The organism is Corynebacterium flavescens, from assembly GCF_008693105.1.
Taxonomy (GTDB): Bacteria; Actinomycetota; Actinomycetes; order Mycobacteriales; family Mycobacteriaceae; genus Corynebacterium; species Corynebacterium flavescens.
The window spans coordinates 189,412-214,184 of the sequence record NZ_VXKK01000042.1 but is presented as its reverse complement, the minus strand read 5'-3'; the positions used below and the strand labels follow the sequence as shown (position 1 = coordinate 214,184).

20 protein-coding genes and 1 pseudogene are annotated in these 24,773 nt (G+C 60.0%); 15 read left to right on the top strand and 6 right to left on the bottom strand.

Annotated features, from left to right (window positions below; all coding sequences use genetic code 11):
* Positions 1–3 precede the first annotated feature (3 nt).
* A complete protein-coding gene (locus F4V60_RS11160) occupies positions 4–615 on the top strand; it encodes a nucleosidase (RefSeq protein WP_075730648.1) in 612 nt (203 codons plus the stop codon).
* Here the strand turns inward: F4V60_RS11160 and F4V60_RS11155 are convergent.
* Both F4V60_RS11155 and F4V60_RS11150 read right to left on the bottom strand, forming a co-directional pair.
* A complete protein-coding gene (locus tag F4V60_RS11155; RefSeq protein ID WP_075730647.1) occupies positions 587–1,882 on the bottom strand; it encodes an AI-2E family transporter in 1,296 nt (431 codons plus the stop codon). The genes F4V60_RS11160 and F4V60_RS11155 overlap by 29 nt on opposite strands.
* Before the next feature lie 9 nt (positions 1,883–1,891).
* Positions 1,892–5,326 carry a proline dehydrogenase family protein gene (locus F4V60_RS11150; protein WP_075730646.1) on the bottom strand — a complete coding sequence of 1,145 codons (3,435 nt, stop codon included), beginning with the start codon at positions 5,324–5,326 and terminating at the stop codon, positions 1,892–1,894.
* Positions 5,327–5,858: 532 nt separating this feature from the next.
* On the opposite strand from F4V60_RS11150, the gene dnaK reads away from it, so the two are divergent.
* From dnaK to exaC, 5 genes are all read left to right on the top strand, one after another.
* Complete coding sequence (gene dnaK / locus F4V60_RS11145; RefSeq protein WP_075730645.1) at positions 5,859–7,712, top strand: molecular chaperone DnaK; 1,854 nt, start codon at positions 5,859–5,861, stop codon at positions 7,710–7,712.
* Positions 7,712–8,347 carry a nucleotide exchange factor GrpE gene (gene grpE / locus F4V60_RS11140; RefSeq protein ID WP_075730644.1) on the top strand — a complete coding sequence of 212 codons (636 nt, stop codon included), beginning with the start codon at positions 7,712–7,714 and terminating at the stop codon, positions 8,345–8,347. The genes dnaK and grpE overlap by 1 nt, the downstream gene beginning before the upstream one ends.
* A gap of 139 nt (positions 8,348–8,486) precedes the next feature.
* Positions 8,487–9,695 (top strand): molecular chaperone DnaJ, encoded by a 1,209-nt coding sequence (gene dnaJ / locus F4V60_RS11135; protein ID WP_075730643.1) that lies wholly within the window; start codon positions 8,487–8,489, stop codon positions 9,693–9,695.
* A gap of 24 nt (positions 9,696–9,719) precedes the next feature.
* On the top strand, positions 9,720–10,124 hold the full coding sequence (locus tag F4V60_RS11130; protein ID WP_075730642.1) for a heat shock protein transcriptional repressor HspR: 405 nt from the start codon (positions 9,720–9,722) through the stop codon (positions 10,122–10,124).
* Positions 10,125–10,373: 249 nt separating this feature from the next.
* Positions 10,374–11,894: an acetaldehyde dehydrogenase ExaC gene (gene exaC / locus F4V60_RS11125; RefSeq protein WP_075730641.1), complete on the top strand. Its 1,521-nt coding sequence runs from the start codon at positions 10,374–10,376 to the stop codon at positions 11,892–11,894.
* Between the two features lie 13 nt (positions 11,895–11,907).
* Here exaC and F4V60_RS11120 read toward each other — a convergent pair whose 3' ends face one another.
* Both F4V60_RS11120 and F4V60_RS11115 read right to left on the bottom strand, forming a co-directional pair.
* Positions 11,908–13,074: an alpha/beta hydrolase gene (locus tag F4V60_RS11120; RefSeq protein ID WP_075730640.1), complete on the bottom strand. Its 1,167-nt coding sequence runs from the start codon at positions 13,072–13,074 to the stop codon at positions 11,908–11,910.
* The gene (locus tag F4V60_RS11115) at positions 13,071–13,337 is read right to left on the bottom strand and encodes a hypothetical protein (RefSeq protein WP_150387369.1); all 267 of its coding nucleotides are present in this window, start codon (positions 13,335–13,337) and stop codon (positions 13,071–13,073) included. The genes F4V60_RS11120 and F4V60_RS11115 overlap by 4 nt, the downstream gene beginning before the upstream one ends.
* A gap of 92 nt (positions 13,338–13,429) precedes the next feature.
* On the opposite strand from F4V60_RS11115, the gene F4V60_RS11110 reads away from it, so the two are divergent.
* From F4V60_RS11110 to F4V60_RS12820, 3 genes and pseudogenes are all read left to right on the top strand, one after another.
* A complete protein-coding gene (locus F4V60_RS11110; protein ID WP_075730638.1) occupies positions 13,430–14,239 on the top strand; it encodes a carbon-nitrogen hydrolase family protein in 810 nt (269 codons plus the stop codon).
* Positions 14,240–14,315: 76 nt separating this feature from the next.
* Positions 14,316–14,582 (top strand): annotated as a pseudogene (locus F4V60_RS13025) (hypothetical protein); the annotation flags it as partial.
* 215 nt (positions 14,583–14,797) lie between these two features.
* The gene (locus F4V60_RS12820; protein WP_075730637.1) at positions 14,798–14,989 is read left to right on the top strand and encodes an SIP domain-containing protein; all 192 of its coding nucleotides are present in this window, start codon (positions 14,798–14,800) and stop codon (positions 14,987–14,989) included.
* Here the strand turns inward: F4V60_RS12820 and F4V60_RS12815 are convergent.
* Positions 14,986–16,182 carry a hypothetical protein gene (locus tag F4V60_RS12815; protein WP_075730636.1) on the bottom strand — a complete coding sequence of 399 codons (1,197 nt, stop codon included), beginning with the start codon at positions 16,180–16,182 and terminating at the stop codon, positions 14,986–14,988. The genes F4V60_RS12820 and F4V60_RS12815 overlap by 4 nt on opposite strands.
* A 2-nt stretch (positions 16,183–16,184) precedes the next feature.
* Positions 16,185–17,249: an LLM class flavin-dependent oxidoreductase gene (locus tag F4V60_RS11100; protein ID WP_075730635.1), complete on the bottom strand. Its 1,065-nt coding sequence runs from the start codon at positions 17,247–17,249 to the stop codon at positions 16,185–16,187.
* 173 nt (positions 17,250–17,422) lie between these two features.
* Here F4V60_RS11100 and F4V60_RS11095 point away from each other — a divergent pair, with 173 nt between their 5' ends.
* From F4V60_RS11095 to F4V60_RS12810, 6 genes are all read left to right on the top strand, one after another.
* On the top strand, positions 17,423–18,799 hold the full coding sequence (locus F4V60_RS11095) for a sodium/glutamate symporter (protein ID WP_075730634.1): 1,377 nt from the start codon (positions 17,423–17,425) through the stop codon (positions 18,797–18,799).
* A gap of 161 nt (positions 18,800–18,960) precedes the next feature.
* Positions 18,961–19,797 (top strand): MetQ/NlpA family ABC transporter substrate-binding protein, encoded by an 837-nt coding sequence (locus F4V60_RS11090; protein ID WP_075731337.1) that lies wholly within the window; start codon positions 18,961–18,963, stop codon positions 19,795–19,797.
* Positions 19,798–19,819: 22 nt separating this feature from the next.
* The gene (locus F4V60_RS11085) at positions 19,820–20,845 is read left to right on the top strand and encodes a methionine ABC transporter ATP-binding protein (RefSeq protein WP_075730633.1); all 1,026 of its coding nucleotides are present in this window, start codon (positions 19,820–19,822) and stop codon (positions 20,843–20,845) included.
* A complete protein-coding gene (locus tag F4V60_RS11080) occupies positions 20,845–21,519 on the top strand; it encodes a methionine ABC transporter permease (protein ID WP_075730632.1) in 675 nt (224 codons plus the stop codon). Before F4V60_RS11085 ends, F4V60_RS11080 begins: the two co-directional genes overlap by 1 nt.
* A 187-nt stretch (positions 21,520–21,706) precedes the next feature.
* Positions 21,707–24,259, top strand: coding sequence for an ATP-dependent chaperone ClpB (gene clpB, locus F4V60_RS11075; RefSeq protein WP_075730631.1), 2,553 nt, complete (start codon positions 21,707–21,709; stop codon positions 24,257–24,259).
* Between the two features lie 245 nt (positions 24,260–24,504).
* The gene (locus F4V60_RS12810; RefSeq protein WP_075730630.1) at positions 24,505–24,771 is read left to right on the top strand and encodes a hypothetical protein; all 267 of its coding nucleotides are present in this window, start codon (positions 24,505–24,507) and stop codon (positions 24,769–24,771) included.
* Positions 24,772–24,773 lie beyond the last annotated feature (2 nt).

Sequence of the window (24,773 nt, the reverse complement as noted above, 5' to 3'; positions counted from 1 at the left end):
GGCATGGAAAATCTATCTGGACGTACCCTTTTTGTCGCTGCCGTCGATGCTGAGGCCGCGCAGATTCCCGCCGATGAACCAGTGATTATTACAGGTATCGGCACTCTGCCTGCCGCCATCGCCTTGACGGAGGTCTTGACCGCCGCACGCCTTGGGGATGGGCTGCCCGATCGGGTAGTCAATGTCGGCACTGCTGGAGCTTTGGCGGATGGTATGACTGGCGTTTTCGAGATCTCGCAGGTGCTCAAGCATGACTTCCACTTGGAGATACTCAGCGATATCCACCGTTATCTCTTGCCCGATGTCATTGAATTGGAGACATCTGGGCGCTTGCCCACTTGCGGGCTCGCCACCGGAGACGCTTTCATCTCCGACTCGGTCACACGTGCGGCGTTGTCAGGCAGGGCCTCGTTGTGCGACATGGAAGGCTACGCCATCGCCGCAGTCTGCCAGCGCTTTGGGGTCCCCGTCACCTTGCTCAAGCAGGTCTCGGACTCGGCGAATGAGGAGGCCATAGGGACATGGGCCAACGTCCTCGAGCGGGCGGCGCGCCAGATAGCTTCCGCCGCCACGGACCTAGGGGTGCTTAGCTCGAGTGCGGAGAAAGAGAACTAAATAGCCCACGCACGTTGGCGCGCGCCTTCTGCTTTTCTGGATCGGTGGAATCGGCGCCGGTAGAAATGTCGATATCGTCCAGATTGATCTCGCCCGCGCGCAGCGAGGCCATCTGCTGGTGGTACTTGAAGAGCACCGCGAAGGAAGCCGCGGCGGGAACAGCTAGGAACGCGCCGACGATGCCGGCCAGGGTCGAACCCACGGTGACCGAAAGCAGCACGACGGCCGCGTGCAGTCCCATGGCCTTGGACTGGAGCATGGGCTGCAATACGTTGCCCTCGATTTGCTGGACCAAGATGATAAGACCCAGGGCGAGCAGCGCAGTAGTCAAACCATGCGAGACCAAGGCGATAACTACGGCGAGAGCACCAGCCGTCACAGCGCCGATGATCGGGATAAAGCTGGCAAAGAATGTCACTACCGCTAGGACAAAGGCGAGCGGAACCTGCAGCGCCCAGAGGCCGAGACCGATGAAGACGGCGTCAACAAAAGCAACGGCGGCCTGGGCTTGAATAAACCCGGAGAGAGTATTCCACACGCGGGTGAGCAGCTCGGTGAGGTGCCAGCCGGCGGAGTAGCCAGTGTACTTGCGCAGCCAGGGCAGGAAACGGTCGCCGTCCTTGATGATGAAGAACGTGACAAAAAGCATGATGACCACCGCTACCACGATGGAGCTCGCCGTGGATACGCCGGTGAGTACTCCGGTGGCGATATTCGAGGCCTGATCCTGGATGAAGTTCAGCGCGTCATCGGCCACGGATTCGACCTGCTCTTTTTGAATACCGAAGGGCAAGTTATCCATCAAGTCGGTGAGCTGGCCTATGCCGTCTTCGGCCTGCTGAATGAGATCGCCGCCCTGCTTGGTCACCACCGGCGCCATGGCCGTGAAGATGCCGACGATGATAGTGAAGGCTCCGAAGAGAATAGTCACCGCTGCCAGCGCGCGGGGAAAGCGCTTGGAACGCAACCATGCGGCGACGGGGAAGAGCACGGTGCTCACCAAGATCGCCAGGATGACCGGGAGCAGCCCGACCCAGATAAAGCGCAGGAGGTATCCGGCTAAAGCCAAGCCTGCGATGATGACGATGAAGACCAGCGAGGTCTTTGCGAGCGCGACTGCATCGCGCCCGAGGATGCGGGACTTGTCGTCATCCTCGGAGTGCGGGATCTCGACCGCCGAGTCCTCGGCACTGCTCTTATCACCGTGGTCCTTGCCTTGATTGTCGCTGTCGCCGATCTTTAGTTTGGGATTGTCCTCGCTAGTCATAGGCCACCATCATGCCACAGCCGGGTGTGGGCGGATGACGCCAAAGCGGTGTGTGGTGATCGATAGTGCTTGCTCGAGGAGGAAGGGAAGGAGCTCCCGTCGGCCGTCGGCAAGCACTGGCTGGTCTTCGATGACGGAATTGGAGGAAACCGCAGCCTCATAGAGCTGCGGATCCACGGCACCCAGCGCGCGTACACGGCAAGACTCAGCGCCCGAGATTTCTGCGGCGAAGTCCTCATCTGAGACCGCGTGAACGCCGAGCCCCGCAAGTTCCCGCGCCACGGCGGGAACGGCGCTGAACTCGGCTGCGGCACCGGTTATTTCCTGCGCCAGCTTGAGCCGGAGAACCTCGCGCAGCGCGACATCGCCACCGATGCGGACCTGCAAGGGCTGTACGAGGGGTCGGTAGCGGAAGATATTGGCCTCCGACACCAGACCGGTGCGATCATGGGTGCGACCAAACTCTTCTTGCCAGGCTTTTTCATCGAGCTCCGCGGCGCGCCAGAGCCACGTGATATCTTCCTCGCTGAGCTGTTTATTCAGCTGCGGATCGCGCAAAAGCGCGGCGACGTGGGGCCGAATCGCGACGTCGAGGGGGCGCAGTGAGCTGTCCTCCCACGTGCCCAATTGCGCAACATAGTTTGGCCCACCAGCCTTGGCGCCCGGACCGATGACGGACTTCTTCCAACCGCCGAAGGATTGGCGTTGGACGATGGCACCGGTGATTCCGCGATTGACGTAGGCATTTCCCACTTCGACCTTATCCATCCAGTAGCTCAACTCCCGCTCATCGAGAGAGTGGATGCCTCCGGTGAGGCCAAACCCAGTCGAGTTTTGCCATTCGATGGCCTGCTCGAGCGTGTCGGCGTACATGATTCCGAGGACCGGTCCGAAGCACTCGTTGAGGTGATACCACGAGCCCGGCGCGACATTGTCCCGGATACCGGGGGACCACAAAGTGCCCTCAGCATTGAGTTTCTTCGGCTTGAGGAGCCATGACTCGCCCGCCTCAAGCTCGGTGAGTCCGCGCAGCAGCTTCTCGCTCGGGGGCTCGCACAGACCATTCATGGTGGTTGTGACGTCGTAGCCGGGGCCGACTTTGAGGGTTCGGACGGCGTCGATCAACTGGGTACGCAGCCGCTCCGAGCGCCCGGCGGCTCCGACGAGTATCACTAAGGAAGCCGCGGAGCACTTCTGTCCGGAGTGTCCGAAGGCTGAGTTATAAAGATCGGCGATGGCCAAGTCCGGATCGGCTGCGGGAGTGATGACGAGAGCGTTCTTGCCGGAGGTCTCCGCGAAGAGCTTCATCTCGGGACGCCAAGAGCGAAAGAGCGCGCCGGTCTCGGAGGCGCCGGTGAGGATGACCGCGTCTACTTTGTCCGAGGAGATGAGAGCTTTGCCGGCCTCACCCTCGTCCGTAAAGAGCAGCTGCACTAGGTCGGGGTCCTGGCCGTTGGCGTCCAAACCGGACCGAAAGGCGTCGACCACGACGGAGGCGCAATGCACCACCTGCGGCGCTGGCTTGATTATGACGGCGGAGCCGGCCGCCAGCGCCGCCGCGATGCCGCCCGTGGGAATGGCCACGGGGAAGTTCCAGGGCGGGGTGATAACGGTGACGCGATGGGGCTGAAAGCTGGCAGAATACTCGGCCAGCTGGCGGGCGGATTGGGCGTAATAGGTACAGAAATCAATTGCTTCAGACACCTCCGGATCGGTCTGGGTGACTGTCTTATTGGCCTCATAGGCCGCCACGGAAACAAACTGGCCGCGGCGAAGAGCGAGCTCATCAGCGATGGACTCGAGGACTGCTGCGCGGTCTGTGTGTTGCGCCCACGACTCTTGCAACTCACGGGCCCGGTCGAGAGCACTGTCGACTTCGGCTGGGTCGCTCACTTCGGAGATGGAGGGCCGAGCAGGCTCTTCGGCGAGATTCTCGTAAGCCCAGCGCCGATTATTCGCCAGTGCTGGATCAGTGTCCGGCTCATTGCAAAAGCGCCCGTACCCAGTGGCTTGACGCCCGGACTCCGCGAGGCGGTTTTGCTGGCGACGAGCACCGGCGAAGGTATCCCAGCGCACGGCGACGGCAGCGCGGAATGCTGCCTCCTGCCGCTCCAGTGGGGTGTGCTCATCAGAGCCAGGAACATCCGGGGCAAACAAGGAATGCAGGAAGTTCTGGGGAGCGGAGTTTTCCTCAAGGCGACGCACCAGGTAAGAGACTGCGACGTCGAAGTCTTCCATGTGCACCACTGGCGTGTATAGGATTTGGCGCCCGCCGAAGGCCTGGCTTACGGCCGCTTGCTGAGCGGGCGACATGCCTTGGAGCATTTCCGAGTCCATCATTGCCAGGACCCCACGCCGCCGCCCCAGCTCATAGGCCAGCGCCGCAGTGTAGAGGTTGTGGGTAGCCACGCCGATCCGGATGCAGTCGGCGTATTCTTCGCGCAGGATGAAGTCAAGCAGGCGATAATAGTTGGCGTCGACCTCTGACTTGTCTGAGTACGGCGCCAGCGTCCAGCCGTGGATTTCGCTTTCCACGTGCTCCATCGACAGGTTGGCACCTTTAACAATGCGTACCTTGATCTTCGCTCCACCTGCTTTGACTCTTTCCTGAGCAAACTCGGCCAGCTCCTCAAGGGCCGCGAAAGAATCGGGAAGATATGCCTGCAGAACAATGCCCGTTTCTAGGCTGAGGAATTCCGGCTCGCTGAGCAGCTCTTTATACAGGCGAAGGGTCAGCTCGAGGTCGTGGTACTCCTCCATGTCGAGGTTAATAAAGACAGGCGGTGTGCGCTGTGCGGCCTCCGCGTATAGAGGGCGCAACCTGTCCTTGAGGCGCGCGAGGGAACCTTCGATATCCCAGGGGTTGAGCTGGGCGACGATGGATGAGGCCTTGACCGACACATAGGTCACGCGAGGATTACGGATGAGGTTGAGCGTGCGTTGTGCCCGGGAATAAGCCTCATCTTCGCCGAGGACGGCCTCGCCCAACAGGTTGAGGTTTAGCTCCTCGCCGGACTCGGCGGCGCGATCAAGAGTCTTGTTGAGAGCGTCTGACTCCGCGTCGAGGACGAGGTGGCCCACCATTTGGCGCATACGCATTCGCGCCAAAGGCATGACGAGGTTCGGGAGGATTGGCCCGAAGTAGCCACCAAGCCCAATGAGGAGCCCGTTGAAACGGCCAAGGAACGCCGGATCGTGGTGTTCAGTGATGGATTTCAGGGCGCGGGCGGCGACAGCGTTATCTTCAGGACGCATCACTCGGTCGACGAATTCCATGGTGAAGGTGACTCCCTCGGAGTCGCGGAGCAGATCTGCGAGCTGCTCGGTCGCCTTGTCTTTCTCTTCGGCGGTAATTTTCAGCCAGGTACGTGCGCAATCGATGGCGGAAGCGAGAACCGCCTCGACGTCAACAGAATCGAGCAGCGGAGAATATGCGTTGTTCATGGGAATCGTCCGTCCTTCTTAAAGCCAACTCGGCCAAGTGCCGTGGGAGGTGCTAATGCCGTGTGGCAACGTAATGGGGCAGTGCGGTGAGGGGGTTTAAGAAGGGGAGACGGGCGGACGGTCGCCCGCGCGGCGCTGAAGGCACAACTGCAAATTCATCGAGCGACGCCTTTCATGGATGGGAGTGTTTGTAGATCTTGGCCACACATGGAGTTCCGACAGTCTAAGCCTCTGCGGAGATTCAGGGAAGAGTGGGGTGAGTTCAGGAGAATTATTTACCCCCGTTAAGCAGTGCGTTTGAAAAAACTTATGAGAAAATTGAGCGTAGCGGGAACAACTTTGGGTGCCGTCTGGTTGTACAGATTGAGTGATTCACGCTCAGGTTTGTGGAGGTTCAGTTGAGAGTTCTGTTAGAGTGGGCCGAGCAAGCAGCTTGAAGTTGAGTCACCAACAGTCAAGTAAATCGCGTCAGCGACCATCACGTCGCTGTCATACAACTAAAAGCACTATGTAACTCAAAGGAGAAAATATTATGGGACGCGCAGTAGGCATCGACCTTGGCACCACCAACTCGGTTGTGGCCGTACTAGAAGGTGGCGAGCCCACCGTTATCGCCAACTCGGAGGGCGCACGCACTACCCCTTCCGTCGTGGCATTTGCTAAGAATGGCGAGATCTTGGTTGGTCAGTCCGCCAAGAACCAGGCGGTGACCAACGTCGACCGCACTATCCGCTCCGTCAAGCGCCACATCGGCACCGACTGGACCGTAGACATTGATGGCAAGAAGTACACCCCGCAGGAGATCTCGGCTCGTACGCTTATGAAGTTAAAGCGAGACGCTGAGTCCTACCTCGGTGAGGACGTCACCGACGCTGTTATTACCGTCCCTGCTTACTTCGAGGATGCGCAGCGTCAGGCCACCAAGGAAGCTGGCGAGATTGCCGGCCTTAACGTCCTGCGTATTGTTAATGAGCCCACCGCTGCGGCCTTGGCTTATGGCCTGGAAAAGGGCGAGCAGGAGCAGACCATCTTGGTCTTCGACTTGGGTGGCGGTACCTTCGACGTTTCCTTGCTGGAGATCGGTGACGGCGTCGTCGAGGTTCGCGCTACTGCTGGTGACAACCAGCTCGGTGGCGATGACTGGGATCAGCGCGTCGTCGATTGGCTGGTAGGCAAGTTCAAGGCAGCACACAGCATTGACCTGACCAAGGACCGCATGGCTCTGCAGCGTCTGCGTGAGGCCGCCGAGAAGGCGAAGATTGAGCTTTCTTCTTCGCAGTCCGCGAATATTAACCTGCCTTATATCACCGTTGACAGCGACAAGAACCCGCTGTTTTTGGATGAGACCCTGTCGCGCACTGAGTTCCAGAAGATCACTCAGGATCTGCTCGACCGCACCAAGGCTCCTTTCAACCAGGTCATCAAGGATGCTGGGCTTTCGCTTTCCGAGGTCGACCACGTCGTTCTCGTGGGTGGTTCCACCCGTATGCCGGCCGTCTCTGACCTTGTAAAGGAAATGACCGGTCGCGAGCCGAACAAGTCCGTTAACCCGGACGAGGTTGTGGCCGTCGGTGCTGCACTGCAGGCTGGCGTTCTGCGCGGAGAGGTCAAGGACGTTCTGTTGCTTGACGTCACCCCGCTGTCCCTGGGCATTGAGACCAAGGGTGGCATGATGACCAAGCTAATCGAGCGCAACACCACCATTCCGACCAAGAAGTCCGAGACCTTCACCACTGCTGAAGACAACCAGCCTTCTGTGCAGATTCAGGTCTTCCAGGGCGAGCGCGAGATGGCTTCTGCCAACAAGCTGCTCGGCTCTTTCGAGCTGGGCGGAATCGCACCGGCACCGCGTGGTGTTCCGCAGATCGAGGTTACCTTCGACATCGACGCTAACGGCATCGTCTCCGTATCCGCTAAGGATAAGGGCACGGGCAAGGAAAACACCATCAAGATCCAGGAAGGTTCCGGCCTGTCCCAGGAAGAGATCGACCGCATGATTAAGGACGCGGAGCAGCACGCTGAAGAGGACAAGAAGCGCCGTGAGGAGCAGGAGACGCGCAACACCGCAGAATCCACTTCTTATCAGACGCGTAAGTTCTTGGAGGAGAACTCCGACAAGGTCTCCGAGGATGTCAAGACCAAGGTCACCGAGGCCGCTGACGCCTTGGATGAGGCGCTCAAGGGCGATGACATCGAGGCAATCAAGTCCGCAGTAGAGAAGCTGTCCACCGAGTCTCAGGAGATGGGCAAGGAAATCTACGAGGCACAGGCCGCTGAAGCCGGTGCTGCGGATGCTGGCTCGAATGGCACCACCAACGAAGACCCCAACGTCGTAGACGCCGAGGTAGTCGATGATGACTCTGCAGATGAGGATGGCAACAAGTAATGACTCAGCCCAGCGGAATGCCGCACAACCCAGGCGACCCGGTCAACACTGACCCGGAGGCCACCTCGGCGGACCGCGCTGAGGCAGCCGCGGAGGAGGCCAAGGCTGCGCAGGATGCGCAGGCTGATGCCTCCAGTGAGGCTGAGGTCGATCCAACCTTGGACGCAGGTTTGACGGAAGAAGCCCTTCCGGAGACCCCCGATGTGGAAGCGGAGTTGGCAGAGCGTACTGAGGATCTACAGCGCCTCAACGCCGAGTACACCAACTACCGCCGCCGCACCGAGCGCGAGCGTCAGGCCATTGTCGAGAACGCGAAAGCAAAGGTCGTGGGAGAGTTCCTACCGGTCCTCGATGATATTGAGCTCGCCCGCCAACACGGGGACTTGGAAGAAGGACCTTTCAAGTCCGTTGCGGATAAGGTGACCAAGATTCTGCAGTCGCAGAACTTGCAGCCTTTCGGCGAGGAGGGAGATCCTTTCAACCCTGAGATCCACGAGGCTGTACAGGATCTGTCCACCGGCGGTGAGCAGGTCGTCGGCACCGTATTGCGCCGCGGTTATCGCGTAGGAGACAAACTCGTACGCAACGCGATGGTCATCATCGCGGATCCGGCACAGTCCGATACAGCCGAATAAATAGCACTAAGCAAAAGGTGGCGTCGAGGGCACGTTGATGTGAGCCTTCGGCGTCATTTTTATCGGCACCATTTTTAGTAGACAATAATTTTAGAAACAGTTTCAGAAAAAACTTAAGTACGAAAGGAGGAGATGCCCAGTGAGCGCTAAACCCGAATGGGCAGACAAAGACTATTACGCGGATCTGGGAGTCTCTTCGTCCGCAAGCAAGGATGAAATCAAGCGCAGCTACCGCAAACTAGCGCGTGAGAATCACCCAGATGCCAATCCCGATAACCCGGAGGCGGCGGAGCGTTTCAAGCGCGTGGCAGAAGCCTATGACGTGCTTTCCGACGACGCTGAGCGCAAGGAATATGACCAGTTCAAGGCCATGATCCGCAACGGCGGCGGTTTCGGTCGGGGAGGAGGAGCCGGATTCCCCGGCGGGTTTCGGACAACGTCTTCGGGACCGAATACGGCGGACTTCGACCTCTCGGACCTCTCCGACATGTTCGGATCCCGATCCTCTCGAGGAGCGTCTCAAGGCGGTGGCCTGGGGGATATCTTCGGCAGCGTTTTCAACCGCGGCGGTAGTGCTGGCCACTCAGCTCGGCCGTCGCGGGGGGCCGACGTCGAAACGGAAATAAGCCTCGAGTTCCGCGAGGCTGCCAAAGGCACCACCATCCCGCTGCAACTAAGCGGTGAGGCACCATGCACCACCTGTCATGGCTCCGGCTCTAAGTCGGGCAAGGTTAGCCAGTGTCCGCGGTGTAAAGGCAGCGGCTTTATCTCCGAGAACCGAGGAAGCTTCGCCTTTTCCTCGCCGTGCCCGGATTGCGGCGGCACAGGTCAGAAGATTACTGATCCCTGCGATGATTGCCACGGCACCGGAACGGTGCATCGCACGCGGCATATCACCGTGCGCATCCCGGCCGGAGTCATCGACGGCCAAAAGGTCCGGCTCGCCGGTCAAGGTGAGGCCGGCCCCAATGGCACCCCGTCCGGAGATCTCTTCGTGACGGTGCGGGTCAAGCCAGACAAGATTTTCACCCGCGAGGGCGACGATCTGCACATCACCGTCCCGGTTTCCTTCGCAGAGTTGGCCTTGGGTGGCACCATCTCGGTGCCCACCTTGGACTCCACCGTGCGCGTCAAGGTTCCCGCCGGCACTCCGGAGGGAAGGACGCTGCGGGTGCGAGGACGCGGCATCGCCAAGCGCGGTGGCAAGTCCGGGGACCTTTTGGTCCGCGTGCAGGTGACCGTGCCGAGCAAGTTGGATGCTGCGGCGACGAGTGCTCTGCGGAGCTACGCCCAAGCCGAGAAAGACTCCGGGTTCGATCCGCGTGCGGGTTGGGCCGGGAAGGCCTAGTTCGGGGAGGAGGTGAAGCTAGCTATGAGAAAACAGGATGAAGAAAAGCTGCAGTCCAGCTACGTTATTTCCGTGGCGGCGGAGCTCTCCGGAATGCATGCGCAGACGCTGCGGACCTACGACCGAATGGGGCTTGTCACCACCGCGCGTACGCGTGGCGGGGGGCGGCGATATTCCGACCGAGACATCGCTATGCTCCGCAAGATCCGTTCGCTCTCCCACGAAGATGGCGTTAATCTCGCCGGGATCAAGGCGATTATCGCCCTGACCGAGGAGCGGGATCGCCTCGCCGCCGAGCGGGATGCGCTCCTGGAGCAGGTTCAGCACATGAGCCGCCACTCTCGCGGTGGGGAACTGGTGCACGTTCCGCGTTCCACCTCAGTTGTCATGTGGTCACCGCGGCGTGAGCGCCGATCTAAGTCCAGCTAAGCCCGCGAACCGGGGAAAGTTAGCAGGCAGTAATTGAAAGCCGCCTACTTGGAAATTCCAGGTAGGCGGCTTTTTTATGTTCCGGGTGTGAACTTTTGCCAAGTTTTTACCCCCGAGTAGTGCGCATTGCTAAGTGTTGTATATATCATTGTCCGCAATGCCGGTGATTAAGGTCACTCGAGGTATAGACCTGTGCAATCCGTCATGTCAAGATATAAAACTCATGCAAGCGTTGAAAGGACTTCATCGATGACTCACTACGCTAACCCTGGTACCGAAGGCGCCATCGTCAACTACCGCGACCGCTACGATAACTACATCGGCGGCAAGTGGATGGCTCCCGTGGACGGGGAGTACATGGATGACATCACCCCGGTCACGGGTGAAGTATTCTGCCAGGTGGCCCGTAGCAAGGAGGCCGATATCAATCTGGCTATCGATGCGGCAGAAAAGGCTTTCGAGACCTGGGGCAAGACCACCCCGGCCGAGCGTGCGCTGTTGCTCAACCGGATTGCGGATCGCATCGAAGAGCACCTGGAGCAAATCGCAGTCGCCGAGACCTGGGAGAATGGCAAGGCGGTGCGTGAGACCCTCGCAGCCGATATTCCGCTCGCAGTGGACCACTTCCGCTACTTCGCGGGAGCCATTCGCGCCCAAGAAGGCCGCCTTTCCCAAATCAACCAGGACACGGTGGCCTATCACTTCTACGAGCCGCTCGGCGTAGTCGGGCAGATCATTCCGTGGAACTTCCCGCTGCTCATGGCCGCATGGAAGATCGCTCCCGCGCTGGCAGCCGGCAACACCATCGTGCTCAAGCCCGCGGAGCAGACTCCTGCCTCGATCCTCTTGCTCGCAGACATCATCGGTGACCTCCTGCCGCCGGGCATCCTCAACATTGTCAACGGCATTGGTGAGGAGGCAGGTGCCGCGCTCTCCGGCTCGGATCGCATTGCGAAGATCGCCTTCACCGGCTCTACCCCGGTGGGCAAGATCATCAACAAGCTCGCCGCGGACAAGGTCATCCCGGTGACCCTGGAGCTCGGGGGCAAATCCCCCTCCATCTTCTTCGCCGACATCATGGATCAGGATGATGCCTACCTGGAAAAGTGCGTCGAGGGCTTTGTGATGTTCGCGCTCAACCAGGGCGAGGTGTGTACCTGTCCTTCCCGCGCACTGGTGCATGAGGACATCGCCGACCGCTTCCTGGAACTCGCGCTTGAGCGGGTCAAGAAGATCAAGATTGGTCACCCGCTAGATACGGAGACCATGATGGGTGCCCAGGCCTCCCAGGAACAGATGGATAAGATCTCGCAGTACCTGGAGATTGGTCCAAGTGAGGGCGCAGAGGTCCTTACCGGCGGACACATCAACAAGATCGAGGGCCTGGAGAATGGCTACTACATCGAGCCCACGGTGTTTAAGGGCACGAATGATATGCGCATCTTCCGCGAGGAGATTTTCGGCCCGGTGCTCTCAGTGGCCACGTTCCGGGACTTCGAGGAGGCTATTGAGATTGCTAATGACACCAACTTCGGCCTCGGCGCTGGTGTCTGGTCGCGCCAGCAGAACATCTGCTACCGCGCCGGACGCGAGATTCAGGCCGGACGCGTGTGGATCAACCACTATCACGACTACCCCGCACACAGCGCCTTCGGCGGATACAAGGAGTCCGGCATCGGCCGTGAGAACCATCTCATGATGCTGGCTCACTACCAGGAGACCAAGAACATGCTGGTCTCCTACTCCGAGAAGCGCGCCGGACTGTTCTAGGCCCTGCGCCAGATTAGTTTTTCATACGCGTAACCTCGCCCAAGCCCCGCAGAAATGCAGGGCTTTCCCAATAGGAGGAGTGATCTCCGGGTAGCCTACCCGCGCCAGGGAGAGGCCGAGCGCCGAAGAATGGGTAGCTCGGGTCGGGTCCATGCACGCCACCCAGGGGCCCGGTCACTATGCCTATGGGATCGGCGGCATTGGTGGTGGCCCAGACTCTGGCCCGCAGGCTGCTGGCGCTTGCTACTCCGGCGCCGGGGCTGGCGACGAGTACCAGGTCATCAGCTATGGCGGCATCCTGTGCGGCATGGCCCGCGACCACGGAACCGTAGGAGTAGCCGATGAGCATCCGGTGGCTGTGGGGGAAGCGCTCGTGGAGGCTGCGTTGAAAGCGGGCTAGCTCTTTGCCTGCCTGCCGTGCCGGATCCGCATGCACTGCGCCGGTGAAGTCTGCGGGGGCGCGGTAGCCAATCCATGCTACGGTGGGCGCGCCCGTTGCCTGCGCCACAGAGCGGGCCCTGTCGATGCTGCGCTGCCAGCTACTCTCCTCGGCAGAGCCCACGCCTTCCACCACCGTAGCCACGTAGGCCGGGGTGGTGGATAGTTCCGTGGGCGTGACCAGCGCAACGAGACGGCCGGGATCGGCCTCGAGGATGGTCAGGTCGGGGTTGTTTTCTGCGAGCAGGCGCACCGAGGCTGGGGCGGTGGAGAGATGTATTTCATGGAGCGCGTCTAGCTCTAGCTTGGAGAAGTCCGCGAGGCGGGAAGTTGGCGGCGGAGACTCGGGCGTGCACAGGGCGTCTATCTCCCTGGCACACATCCAATCGAGGCCATCGCCGAGGTGGCGAATCTTCTGCAAAAGCAGCGAGGCCACTACCGCCTGGGGGCTGGATTCATCGAGCCGGGCGAGCCAAGCGATAATGCCGTCCTCGGCCTGCTCGCGTCTGGCGCTAAGGTTGGCATAAACCTGAAGAAGCGCAGACACGGCGGCTATCTGCGCGGGCGAGCCCTGCGACCACTGGACTGCCGCAGCGGCAACCTGGCGTGCGGCTGAGATGGCGGGGCCGTCGATCTCGAGGTTCTCCCACTGCGGGCCTAAAGTCTTGAGGAACAGGTCGAGCCGGGTGGCAACGGAACTGTGATCGGCGGCGGCGTGGGCTAAGGATTGCGAGGGCCTCATGCGGATCCTCCTAGGGCCTGGGAAAGTGCGGCATCGGCAGCAAAACACGTGCCAAGAAGCGAGTGCATGCGTTCTGCTTGCTCGGCATTGCGCGAAGCCGTGTGGGCGAGTCTTTCTCGCCAGTGCTCTTGAGCACGCGCCAGGGCACGAGCGGTATGCGGGAGTTGGCTTAAGGAGGCGGCCAGCGCGGGCGGGGTCTGCTGGGCAAGGTCCGCTAGTTCTTGCAGGGCGTGTGGGTTGGCATAAAAATTATCATTGTGCATTGCCTTAGCCTGCGCGATAATGAGGCGCCGGAAAAGGGGCAATTGCCCGAAACTGTGGATAACTTGTTGAAGCTTCACTATTTTGGGGAAATATGAAGATAGCAGCAGTCCAATTGACCTCGACCGCAGATACCGCCACCAACCTCGCGCTGGCGAGTGAGAGAATCCGGGAAGCCGCGGCGCAGGGAGCGCAGCTCATCGTGTTGCCGGAGGCCACCTCCCAGAACTTCGGTTCCGGCCGCCTCGACGGGCAGGCTCAAGAGCTTGACGGGGACTTCGCCACAACGCTTCAGGCCCTAGCAAAAGAGTTGGGCGTCACGGTCGTGGTGGGAATGTTCCGCCCGGCCGATACCGTGGAGCGTGAGGGCAAGAAGATAAACCGCGTGTTCAATACGGCGCTGATAGTGGGGCCGGATGTCCGCAGAGGATACGACAAGATTCATACCTATGATGCCTTCAACTACCGCGAGTCAGACACCGTGGTGCCGGGAACGCAGCTGGTTACCTTCTCGGTGGGAGACCTCACCGTGGGGGTGTCTACCTGCTACGATATCCGCTTCCCCGAGCAGTTTAAGGCGCTCGCGCGCAGCGGAGCCGACATTGTAGTTGTGCCCACGAGCTGGGCGGATGGCGCGGGGAAGTTGGAACAGTGGCGCCTTTTGACTGCGGCACGCGCGCTTGATTCCACCAGTTATATCGTGGCGGCCGGCCAGGCAAGGCCTGGGGGCAGCGCGGAGGCGGGCAAAGAGTCCGGCCCAACCGGCATCGGGCATTCCGTGATCGTGGCACCTGATGGAAAACGCTTGGTCGAGGCGGGATATGAGGAGGAGATCATTTACGCGGAGGTAGACGGTGATACCGTCCGGGAGATCCGCAAGGCCATCCCCGTGCTTAAGAATTAGGAAAACCTACCCAAACTAGTGGCTCTTTGGGGCTTTGACTGGGAGAACAAACCTAGGTGAAAGAACGGGTAGGACCATGGGCCGTGGAATAACCGGTGCGGTGATGAAGCTGCTGCACGCGCACGACTATCGCTGCGAGGTAGTACGCACGTGGATGCATTCCGCCACCATGAAGGCCGTGCGCGTTAGCGCACCGGAACTATGTGCACAGGTCGACCCGCAGGAGGGCGAGTACCTGCGCTGCTGGTTCCCGGATCCGCAGCGTGGCGGCAAGGAGGCGATGCGCGGGTACACGGTGGTGGACGTCGACAAGCAAGCCGGCGAGTTCACCTTGCTTTTCCTCTTGCACGAGCCCGCCGGTCCCGCCTCCCACTGGGCCGCCTCCGCACAGGTAGGGGCGGTATTTGAGGCCTCCTATTATGGTTCCGCTCCTTTTATGGTGCCCGAACCCGCGCCACGCGGATTCGTATTCATCACCGATGCGGCAGGGATTCCCTATGTCAATGCGCTTATTGAGCAGCTCGGGGAGGACTATCCCCTCAAGGTGTGGCTCGTGGAATGGCACGCCAGCTCGAGCACGTTAAGGGGTTTGAGTGGCAGGGCTGGTTCCCGCACCTTATTTGCGAGGCCGCAATCCTGCTGCCCGCGCGTCGCTATCTGCAAAAGGAACGCGGGCTGGGGAAGAAAGACATGCACATGCATGCCTATTGGGCACAGGGAAAATGCATGGGGAAGAACCGCGACGCTTAAGGCTGCGTCCACGTGCGCGTCCACGCGCGCCAGGCTTCCCACTCCTCGCGGAATTGAGGATCCCACTCGCGGCCGTCGCTCCAACCGTGCGTCTCGATGTCGGACTCGGACACCCCGCCTGCCACCAGGCGCTCTTTGGCCCCGTCCACCTCGGCGCCTGGGCCCACCACGACGATGGTGTGTGGATTGTGCGGGCGCTGCGCGAGCAGGACGTCGACGGGGTCAGCGGCTAGTTCGAAGTGCGTGGCCTCGGCTGCAGGCTGGGCTCCCAGTAGCCAGGGATCATCTTTCTCGCGCACGAGGAGGCGCAGGTTGATCCACGGTGCCAGGGCGCGGAGATTGGCCTGGAACTCGGTGTCATAGTGCTCCCCGGGGCTATCGGCCACGGCGAAGACCGTGCACGGCACCTTGTTTCCAGCCTCGACGAGGGAGAGCAGGAAAGCACGGACCGCCGCCCAACCGGTGCCGAAGCAGAGGAATACCACGCGCTGCGGATGATGGGGGAGGAAGTCGCCTTGAGGATTGCCCAAGGTCCAAAAGTCCCCCGGCTGGGAACCAGCGAGGCTGCGTGAGGCATCACCGCACACGCTGAGGTGGAAGATCAATTGGCCGGTGGGATCTGCCGGGATAGCCGGGGTGAGCAGGCGCCACACCCCGGGTAGATAGGCGGAATTGACGGAATAGCTTTGGCCTGGCTTATAGTGCAGCGCCTCGCTCGATTCGAGCCGGATGACTGCGGTGTGGCGGTTGGGCCTGGCAACGGCGACGACCCGTGCAGCGTGTGCTGCGGGAATGCCCTTAGAATCGGCGCTGGCGGCGGACTCGGCCATGGTCTGGCAGATGGTGGTGATGACGCGCTGGGCGATGTCGTGCTGATAGGAAGTCAGCGCCAAGACCTCTAGGCCGTCGATGAGGCAGTCCTGGAACTCGGAGTATATCTCCGGCGGGAAGCCGAAACGGCGGTGTTGGCGGCCCAAAAGGCTCAGGCGCTCGAGGACATCCGGGGGCACGGTGCCTTGCCCGTCAGACTTTTCTAGTACCCAGGCTATGGCAGGTGCCAGGTCGAGGTGAGTCTGGGCGGAGGAGAGGGCGAAGACCTGGCGGGACTGCCAGACCCTTTCGAAGAGGCGCTGCTGTACTGCCGCGCGGTAGTCCTCAGTGTGATTTCTTAGGTGTTCGCCCAGTTCCCTCATGCCTAGACATCGTAGCCGGTAACAGGACCTTCGGTGTTGGGCTGCCAGCCTAAAGCCGGTGCGACGTGAGTTGCGAAGTTCTCTAGGATGCGGGTGTTGACGTCGAGTCCCATAGTAGTGGGGACGGTAATAAGGAGGGTGTCAGCGGCCATGACCGCAGGGTCGGCCCGCAATTGCTCGATGAGTTTGTCTGGTTCTGCAGCATAGGTGCGCCCGAAGATGCTGGCCCCTACGTCGGGCAAATAGCCAACTTGATCACTGTCACTACCTTGCATGCCGAAGAGACGCTGATCGGTGCCGTCGATGATGGGGAAGATAGAGCGCGAGACAGAGATACGTGGCGTCCAATCGTGCCCCGCCTCACGCCATGCCTGCCGGTAGTGGTTTATCTGTTGGAGCTGTACCTCGCCGAGGGTGTCCGAGGAAGTCTCAGATACCAGCGTAGAAGACATCAGATTTACTCCATCCTGTGCAGCTTGTGCTGCGCTGCTGTGGGTACCTGAACCCCAGAAGACCTTCCTTGACAAGCCAGGAGAATGGGGAAATGTCGGCAGAGCGGAACCCGGCTGATACATGTTGGGGTACTGATCTTCCAAGGGGGCAGCGGTGGCCTGACCGTGGCCCGCGATGGCACCCATGAACTTTTCGAAGTTTGCACGGGCTAAATCGGCCCCATTGGGGGCCTTGGCCTTGTATCCGAAGGCTTCCCAGCCGCGCAGCGCGACTTCCGGGGCGCCCCGGGAAACACCGAGCGCGACGCGCCCGCCGGAGATGTCATAGAGTGAGGCCGCCTCCTCTGCCAGGTAGAGCGGGTTTTCATAGCGCATGTCAATGACGCCTGTACCCACCTCGATATGGGAGGTGCTGCCGGCGATGGCGCCGAGCAGGGGCATTGGCGCGGAGGACTGTGGCACAAAGTGATGTACGCGTAGGGAGGCATTGTTGACACCAATCTCGTCCGCCGCTTGCGCGAGGTCGAGGTGGAGCTTGGCGATGTCCTGGGCGTTGGGCGCGCGCTGCCCCCCGAAGGCGTAGTGACCGAAGCTTAAGAATCCGAATGCTCTCATGATTACCCTTCGCAATAATGGTGATGCAACAACAAAAAGCATATCACTTTCTGCTTGAAGTGTTCAGGGCCAAGGCAGGGGGCGTTGCTATGCGTGGCGGGGGCGGTGTGGAAAGTTAGAGAAGTCAAAATCTTATAAGCCATATTTGAAACCCCAGGATTGAAAGGACAACGATGGAGAATTTCTCCGCCTTTAGCCTCATGCTCGACGTGGAGTGGATCTCGTTGCTGATGGTTATTGGCAACGTGTTGCGCCAGCGCATTAAGTTCATCTTTCAGGATCTCCTCCTCCCGGCCCCGATCACGGCCGGTCTGCTCGGCCTACTCCTGGGGCCCAACGGGCTAGGAATCATCCACTTCTCCGATAGCTTGGGTGATTACACCACCATCCTTATCGCCGTGGTCTTTGCCTCTATGGCATATTCCATGGAGATCGGCGGCAGCGTGGGCAAGGGTGCCCGCAATATGTGGGGCTACTCCGTCGTCATGTTCTTGGGCCAATGGGGCCTGTTCGTCCTCCTTGGCATCTTCATGTTTATGCCGCTTTTCGGTACCCCGAATTGGTTCGGCATGATGCTACCCGTCGGTTTTACCGGCGGTTTCGGCACCGCGGCCGCAGTCGGCGGAGCCTTGGAGGCTGCCGGTGCCGAATCGGCGGCCTCCCTGGGCTTTACCTCGGCCACCGTAGGTACACTCGCGGCCATCGTGGGCGGCGTCATCGCCGGCAACTGGGCCATCCGCAAGGGGAAGGTCTCTCACGTGCCGCGCCAGCTCTCTAAGGAGATGCGCAGTGGCTACATCGCCAAGGTTGAGGATCGCCCCTCGCTGGGCAAGGCCACGACCAACCCCTCTGCCATTGAGCCGCTGGCGCTGCACATAGGCTTCATTGTCCTCACAGTCATGCTCGCTTACCTCATCAACGAGGGTATCTCTGCTCTCTGGCCACAGGTCCAAGTCCCGCTTTTTGCCATGTCCTTGATGGTTGGACTCCTCATCCGGGCGCTCATGAACGCAATGGGGGCGCGGGACTATCTCGACCGCGATTCCATCGGCTCGGTCGCCGGCGCGGCCACGGACTACCTCATCGCATTCGGTGTGGCTGCCATCGTGCCCGCTGCCATCGCCTCTTATTGGCAGGCGCTGGTGCTGCTTTTTGTCCTCGGCACCATCTTCTGTGTGTTCTTCCTACTTTGGTTTCCGGCGGAGTTCTTCGGTGAGCGCTGGATTGAGCGCGCCATCTTTGGCTGGGGCTGGGCCACGGCAAGCGTGGCGACCGGCATCGCCATCTTGAAGATCGTTGATCCCAAACTGGAGTCTCGCACGCTCTCGGAGTACGGCATGGCCTATATCGGCTTTGGCCCCTTCGAGATTGGTTGGACGATCCTCGCGCCGCTGGCCGTTATCTACGGATTTACCACCGGCTTCGGCTTCCTTTCGTTAGGTTTGGCCGTAGCCATCTACGCGATGTTTAAGTTCAGTGGGTGGATGCCACCGCGGGGGACCATATTCTCCCCGGGGATCGGGCATGTGGGGCAGAAGCAAAGGAAATAGATTCATGCCGCCTGTGGTGGTGCGAATACCCACTTTAGCGGGGAAAAGCGTAGGGCGAGCGAAGCTTTGGTACCAAGCGGTCTACTTTGAACGGAATGATGGGTCTAGGGTAGAGGGCTGTACACATTCAGCTCTCTTTTCCAAAGGTGGTGGTGATGGTTATGACCATTTCTTCCAAGGTTTTCTTCTCCGTTGCGGCGGCTGCAACCGTCTTTTCTTTGGCTGCTTGCGCCGGAAATAGCTCGGAGGATTCCGATGCGACGAAGATTCGCGTCGGCGCCTCACCGGGTCCCTATACGGAGCTCTTCAAGGAAGGGGTGGATCCGGTCCTCACTGCAGCCGGGTACACGATCGATTACCAGGACTTCTCCGATTTGCGCCAGGCCGACGTGGCTCTCTCAGAGGGCAGCGTCGACCTCAACGTGGATCAGCACACCGCCTATATGAACGTCTTCAATGAGGAGACAGGTTCGGATTTGGCCAGTATTACCGATATTCCCACGGTCAAGACCAAGGTCTATTCGGAAAAGCATAAGTCTATCGATGATGTCGCGGAAGGACAGACCGTGGGCATTCCGCAGGATGGCTCGAATCAGACGCGAGCCTTCCGCATCCTCATCAAACTGGGATGGATCACTGTCAAGGAAGATGCCGACCAAAAGCTGTTGACCGTCGCCGATATCAAGGATAACCCGCATAATCTGCGGATTGAGGCAATGGATTCCGCGACCATTCCCCGCGCGCTGGGGGACCTAGACTGGGGTGTCATTCCCGGCTCCATCTCTTATTCGTCTGGGGTAGATCCCGCACTGGCGGTAGCGGAGGAAGACCTCGGTGAGGACCTGATCCTGCAAGCGGTTACTACTCAGGACAAAGTTGATTCTGAATGGGCCAAGGCCGTGCACGATGCCTATCGTTCTGAAGATTTCCTGAATTACCTGAAAGAGAACAATGACGATAGCTATTGGTTCGTCCCCGATTCCCTGAGCGCCTCCTAAAGCGGGTAGTCGGACTTAGACAATGTCAGCCATAACAATCCATGATCTCAGCAAGCGTTTCGCCAGTACGTCGGGCGAAGTGCTGGCTTTAGACTCCATCAACTTGGAGATCTCCCTCGGCGCGATCTTCGGCATCGTGGGCACCAGCGGGGCCGGCAAGTCAACTCTCCTACGCACCATCAACGGCCTCGAGTCGCCGAGCTCCGGGGAAGTAGTGGTCTTGGGGCAAGAGGTTTCCACGCTGAAGAGTGCGCGCCTGCGCTCTTTGCGCCGAGATGTCTCTATGGTTTTTCAGCATTTCAATCTGCTGGCAACCCAGACCGTGGCTCAGAATGTGGCCATGCCACTGATACTGGCCAAGTACAAGAAGGGGGACATCGCCAAGCGCGTACAGGAGGTGCTGGGCCTCGTTGGTTTGGCGGATCGTGCGGATTACCTGCCCAAGCAGCTATCCGGGGGGCAGCGCCAACGAGTCGGCATCGCACGTGCATTGGTGACCGATCCGAAGGTGCTGCTGTGCGATGAGCCGACGAGCGCGTTGGATCCTCTGACAACGAACCAGATCCTCGATCTGATTACAAAGGTTAACGAGGAGCTGGGAATTACGGTGATCATCATTACCCACGAGATTAGTGTGGTCTCCCGTATAGCCGATGAAGTGGCGGTGATGGAAGGCGGCCGCATCATAGAACAAGGTGAGGTGGCAGAGGTGTTCAGCCATCCCCGCGCCGCTCTGAGCCGACGCTTTGTAGAAACCGTTGTCCCGCAGCGCTTGCCACTCGCGGTGGCACACGAGGTCTCCGAGGGGCGGTATTCGACGGTCGTTCGAGTGGTTCACCGCGGAGGTTCCGCGCGGGGACTCATCAGCGACCTCACCCGGTGCGGGGTCGATGTTTTCTTGCTGCACGCCGCCGATGCGGTCTTACGCCGAGAGACTGTGGGAACAATGGTTCTCGGGCTCAACCCTGGCGGGGGCAAGGGAGCCGAAACCAAGGCCCTCGGGCTACTGCATGCCCGGCCGGGCATTGATGTGGAGGTGTTGAACTAATGGATATCACGCAGATTCTTGATACCAAGGTCGGGCTCGACCAGTACGCAACGGCGGGCTGGCAGACGCTGTACATGGTGGGCATTTCGCTCTTTTTAGGAACCCTCGGCGGGATCCCGTTGGGGGTGATCTTGGTCTTGGCGCGGCCCAGCGGCCTGCGCCCTAGCCCCGTGCTTTTTCACGTGGTCAATTTCTTCGTCAACACCGTGCGTTCCCTGCCCTTTATCATCCTGATGGTTGCCATCGTGCCTTTTACCCGGCTAGTGGTGGGGACCTCGATCGGCACGACAGCGGCTTTGGTGCCCCTGACCATCTTTATCGCCCCGTTTATGGCCCGGCTCATCGAGCAGGCGGTGCTTGAGGTGGATGATGGAATCCTCGAGGCTGCCGAGTCGATGGGGGCGACGTTAATACAGACAATCCGCTACTTCTTGCTACCGGAGGCTAGGGGATCCATTATTCTCGCGCTGACCACCTCGACAGTCACGCTGATCTCTGCAACCGCGATGGCCGGAACTATCGGCGGAGGGGGAGTAGGCGATCTAGCCGTCTCCTATGGCTATCAGCAATTCGACACCGTCGCGATTGTGGCCACTGTCGTCATCTTGATCGTGGTTGTGCAGGGTATTCAGGCCGTGGGAACCCATCTGGCACGTAAGGCCCGCAACGACTAAGTCCTCAACTAAGTCCTCAGCAGTGGGGTGTCCAAAACCTGATAGTCCTGCGCTAAAGAAAGTTGTGATTTTTTACTACCTGAGCGGAATACGCTCAAGTTTTAGTGCGTTATAACCAGTGAAGCCCGTAGAGTGGGAAGGAGGCAATCCAACCCACTCCCAGGGAGACACAAAAGGAGTTATAAACATGAACGCATTTAATCCCACAACCAAAACCCAAGAAGCTCTGCAGGACGCCCTGCAGACCGCTTCAGCTAATGGCAATCCCGATATTCGGCCGGCCCACTTGCTGGTCGCTATCTTGAGCCAGAAAGACGGCATCGCCGCACCGGTGCTCAAAGCCACCGGAGTCGATCCCGATACCGTCTTGGCCGAGGCTCGTAAATTAGTCGAGGCCTACCCCAAGGCCGAGGGTTCCAACATGGCCAATCCCAACTTCAACCGGGATGGTCTCAACGTGCTCACCCGCGCCCAAGAGCTGGCCGGGGAACTGGGGGACGAGTATGTCTCCACCGAGGTGCTCTTGGCAGCTATTGCCGGTTCCAAGACGGATGCCGCAGAGCTATTAACCAGCCGCGGGGCTACGTATGATGCCCTCAAGGGCGCCTTCCCCTCGGTGCGTGGTGCCGCGAAGGTCACCAGCGAAAACCCCGAGGATCAGTTCCAGGCCTTGGAGAAGTACTCCACCGACCTCACCGCCCGCGCCCGCGAAGGCAAGATCGATCCGGTCATAGGCCGTGATCAGGAAATCCGCCGCGTGGTGCAGGTTCTTAGCCGTCGTACCAAGAATAACCCGGTGCTCATCGGTGAGCCTGGCGTTGGTAAAACCGCCATCGTCGAGGGGCTGGCCCGCCGCATCGTGGCGGGCGACGTCCCGGAGTCACTGAAGGGCAAGACGCTCATTAGCCTGGACCTGGGTTCAATGGTCGCGGGTGCAAAGTACCGTGGTGAGTTCGAGGAGCGCCTCAAGGCTGTTCTCGATGAGATCAAGGCCTCCGATGGCCAGATCATTACCTTCATCGATGAGCTGCACACTATCGTCGGCGCCGGTGCCACGGGCGAGGGTTCGATGGATGCCGGAAACATGATTAAGCCCATGCTGGCCCGCGGCGAGCTGCGCCTCGTCGGTGCTACCACCTTGGACGAGTACCGCAAGTACATCGAAAAGGATGCCGCCTTGGAGCGGCGTTTCCAGCAGGTCTACGCAGCCGAGCCTTCCGTGGAGGACACGGTGGCCATTCTGCGTGGGCTCAAGGAGCGTTATGAGGTGCACCACGGTGTACGCATCATGGATTCGGCACTGGTGGCGGCAGCGGAGCTGTCGAATCGCTACATCACCAACCGCTTCCTGCCGGACAAGGCTATCGACTTGGTCGATGAGGCTGGCTCGCGCCTGCGCATGGAGATTGACTCCTCGCCGCAGGAGATCGACGAGCTCGAGCGCACCGTGCGCCGGATGGAGATCGAGGAGCTGGCGCTGAAGAAAGAATCGGACGCCGCCTCCCAGGAACGCCTCTCCAAGCTCCAGCAGGAGCTGGCGGATGAGCGTGAGAAGCTCGGCGAGCTCAAGGCACGCTGGGCTAACGAGAAGCAGGCCATCGACAAGGTGCAGCAGGCCAAAGAGGAATTGGAGGATCTGCGGCGCCAGGCGGAGATCGCCGAGCGCGACGGGGACTATGAAAAGACCTCTGAGCTGCGCTATGGACGTATCCCCGAGCTGGAGAAGGAATTGTCTGAGGCAGAGGAAGCAGCCAATGCCAAGGATAATTCCATGCTGACGGAGGAGGTCACCCCCGATACCATCGCTGAGGTGGTCTCGGCGTGGACCGGCATTCCGGCTGGCAAGATGCTGCAGGGTGAGACCCAGAAACTGCTGCACATGGAAGACGAGCTGGGCAAGCGCGTCGTGGGGCAAAAGGAAGCCGTCAAGGCGGTCTCCGATGCCGTGCGTCGCGCCCGGGCCGGGGTTTCTGCTCCCAATCGCCCGACTGGTTCCTTCCTCTTCCTAGGTCCTACCGGCGTGGGCAAGACTGAGCTGGCCAAGGCCTTGGCGGACTTCCTCTTCGATGATGAATCCGCCATGGTGCGCATCGATATGTCCGAGTATGGGGAGAAGCACTCCGTGGCCCGCCTCGTCGGTGCTCCTCCGGGATACGTTGGTTACGATGCCGGCGGGCAGCTCACCGAGGCAGTACGGCGTCGCCCGTACACGCTGGTGCTTTTCGACGAGGTGGAAAAGTCTCACCCCGACGTCTTCGACGTCTTGCTGCAGGTCCTTGATGAGGGCCGCCTGACCGACGGCCAGGGCCGCACGGTGGACTTCCGCAACACGGTGATCATCTTGACCTCGAACCTGGGTGCCGGTGGTACCCACGATGAGATCATGGACGCCGTCAAGCGCAACTTCAAGCCCGAGTTCATCAACCGTCTCGATGACGTGGTCATCTTCGAGCCGCTCTCCGAGCAGCTCTTGGAAGGCATCGTCGACATCCAGCTCGGCGAGCTGGGCAAGCGCCTGACCGGACGCCGCCTCACCTTGGACGTCACCAAGGCAGCCAAGGCATGGCTGGCAGAGCGCGGATACGATCCCGCCTATGGTGCCCGTCCGTTGCGCCGGCTCATCCAGAAGGCCATCGGCGATGCACTCGCCCGCAAGCTGCTGGCCGGCGACATCGTAGACGGCGATACCGTCCACGTGGATGTAGCTGCTGACTCCGAGTCTTTGGAGCTTAGCGCCTAGGTTTCTGGGACAGCGCGCGAGGCGCAGGTCTTTTAAGGTCTGCGCCTCGTTTACTGTTTTAAATAGACTGTTCTCTTCATCCAGTGAGAAAAGCTATCTGCGAGCGCTCTAAGCTCTACCATTGCGTAGTGACTAGAATCCCATGAGGCAAACAGTGGAATGGTCACAGTGGAACCCTCCGTGACTAGAGTGCGGCTTTCCAGTTCAAAGTCCGGTTCTTCGGCAACGTTGTACTTGAATCTCATATTTTGGGAACAAGTCCCCGAGTGTATTCCCCTGACATGCGGTCTTATTCTTTTCGCCCGAGCCCCGACGTCACCCTTTCTGTCCCATTGGACGAACTAAAAGGGACACTTACTCCTGAGCATGCTGGCGCTCTTGCCAAGAAGGTATTCCATTCCGTAGCTGGGGAACTAGACGGGAACTACCCAGGGGGTTGTGAACATGCAGAAGAAGAATTGAAGAATTGGCTTATGAAAAGTGACGAGGTACCTGGAGGGCCACGTGCGTGAGA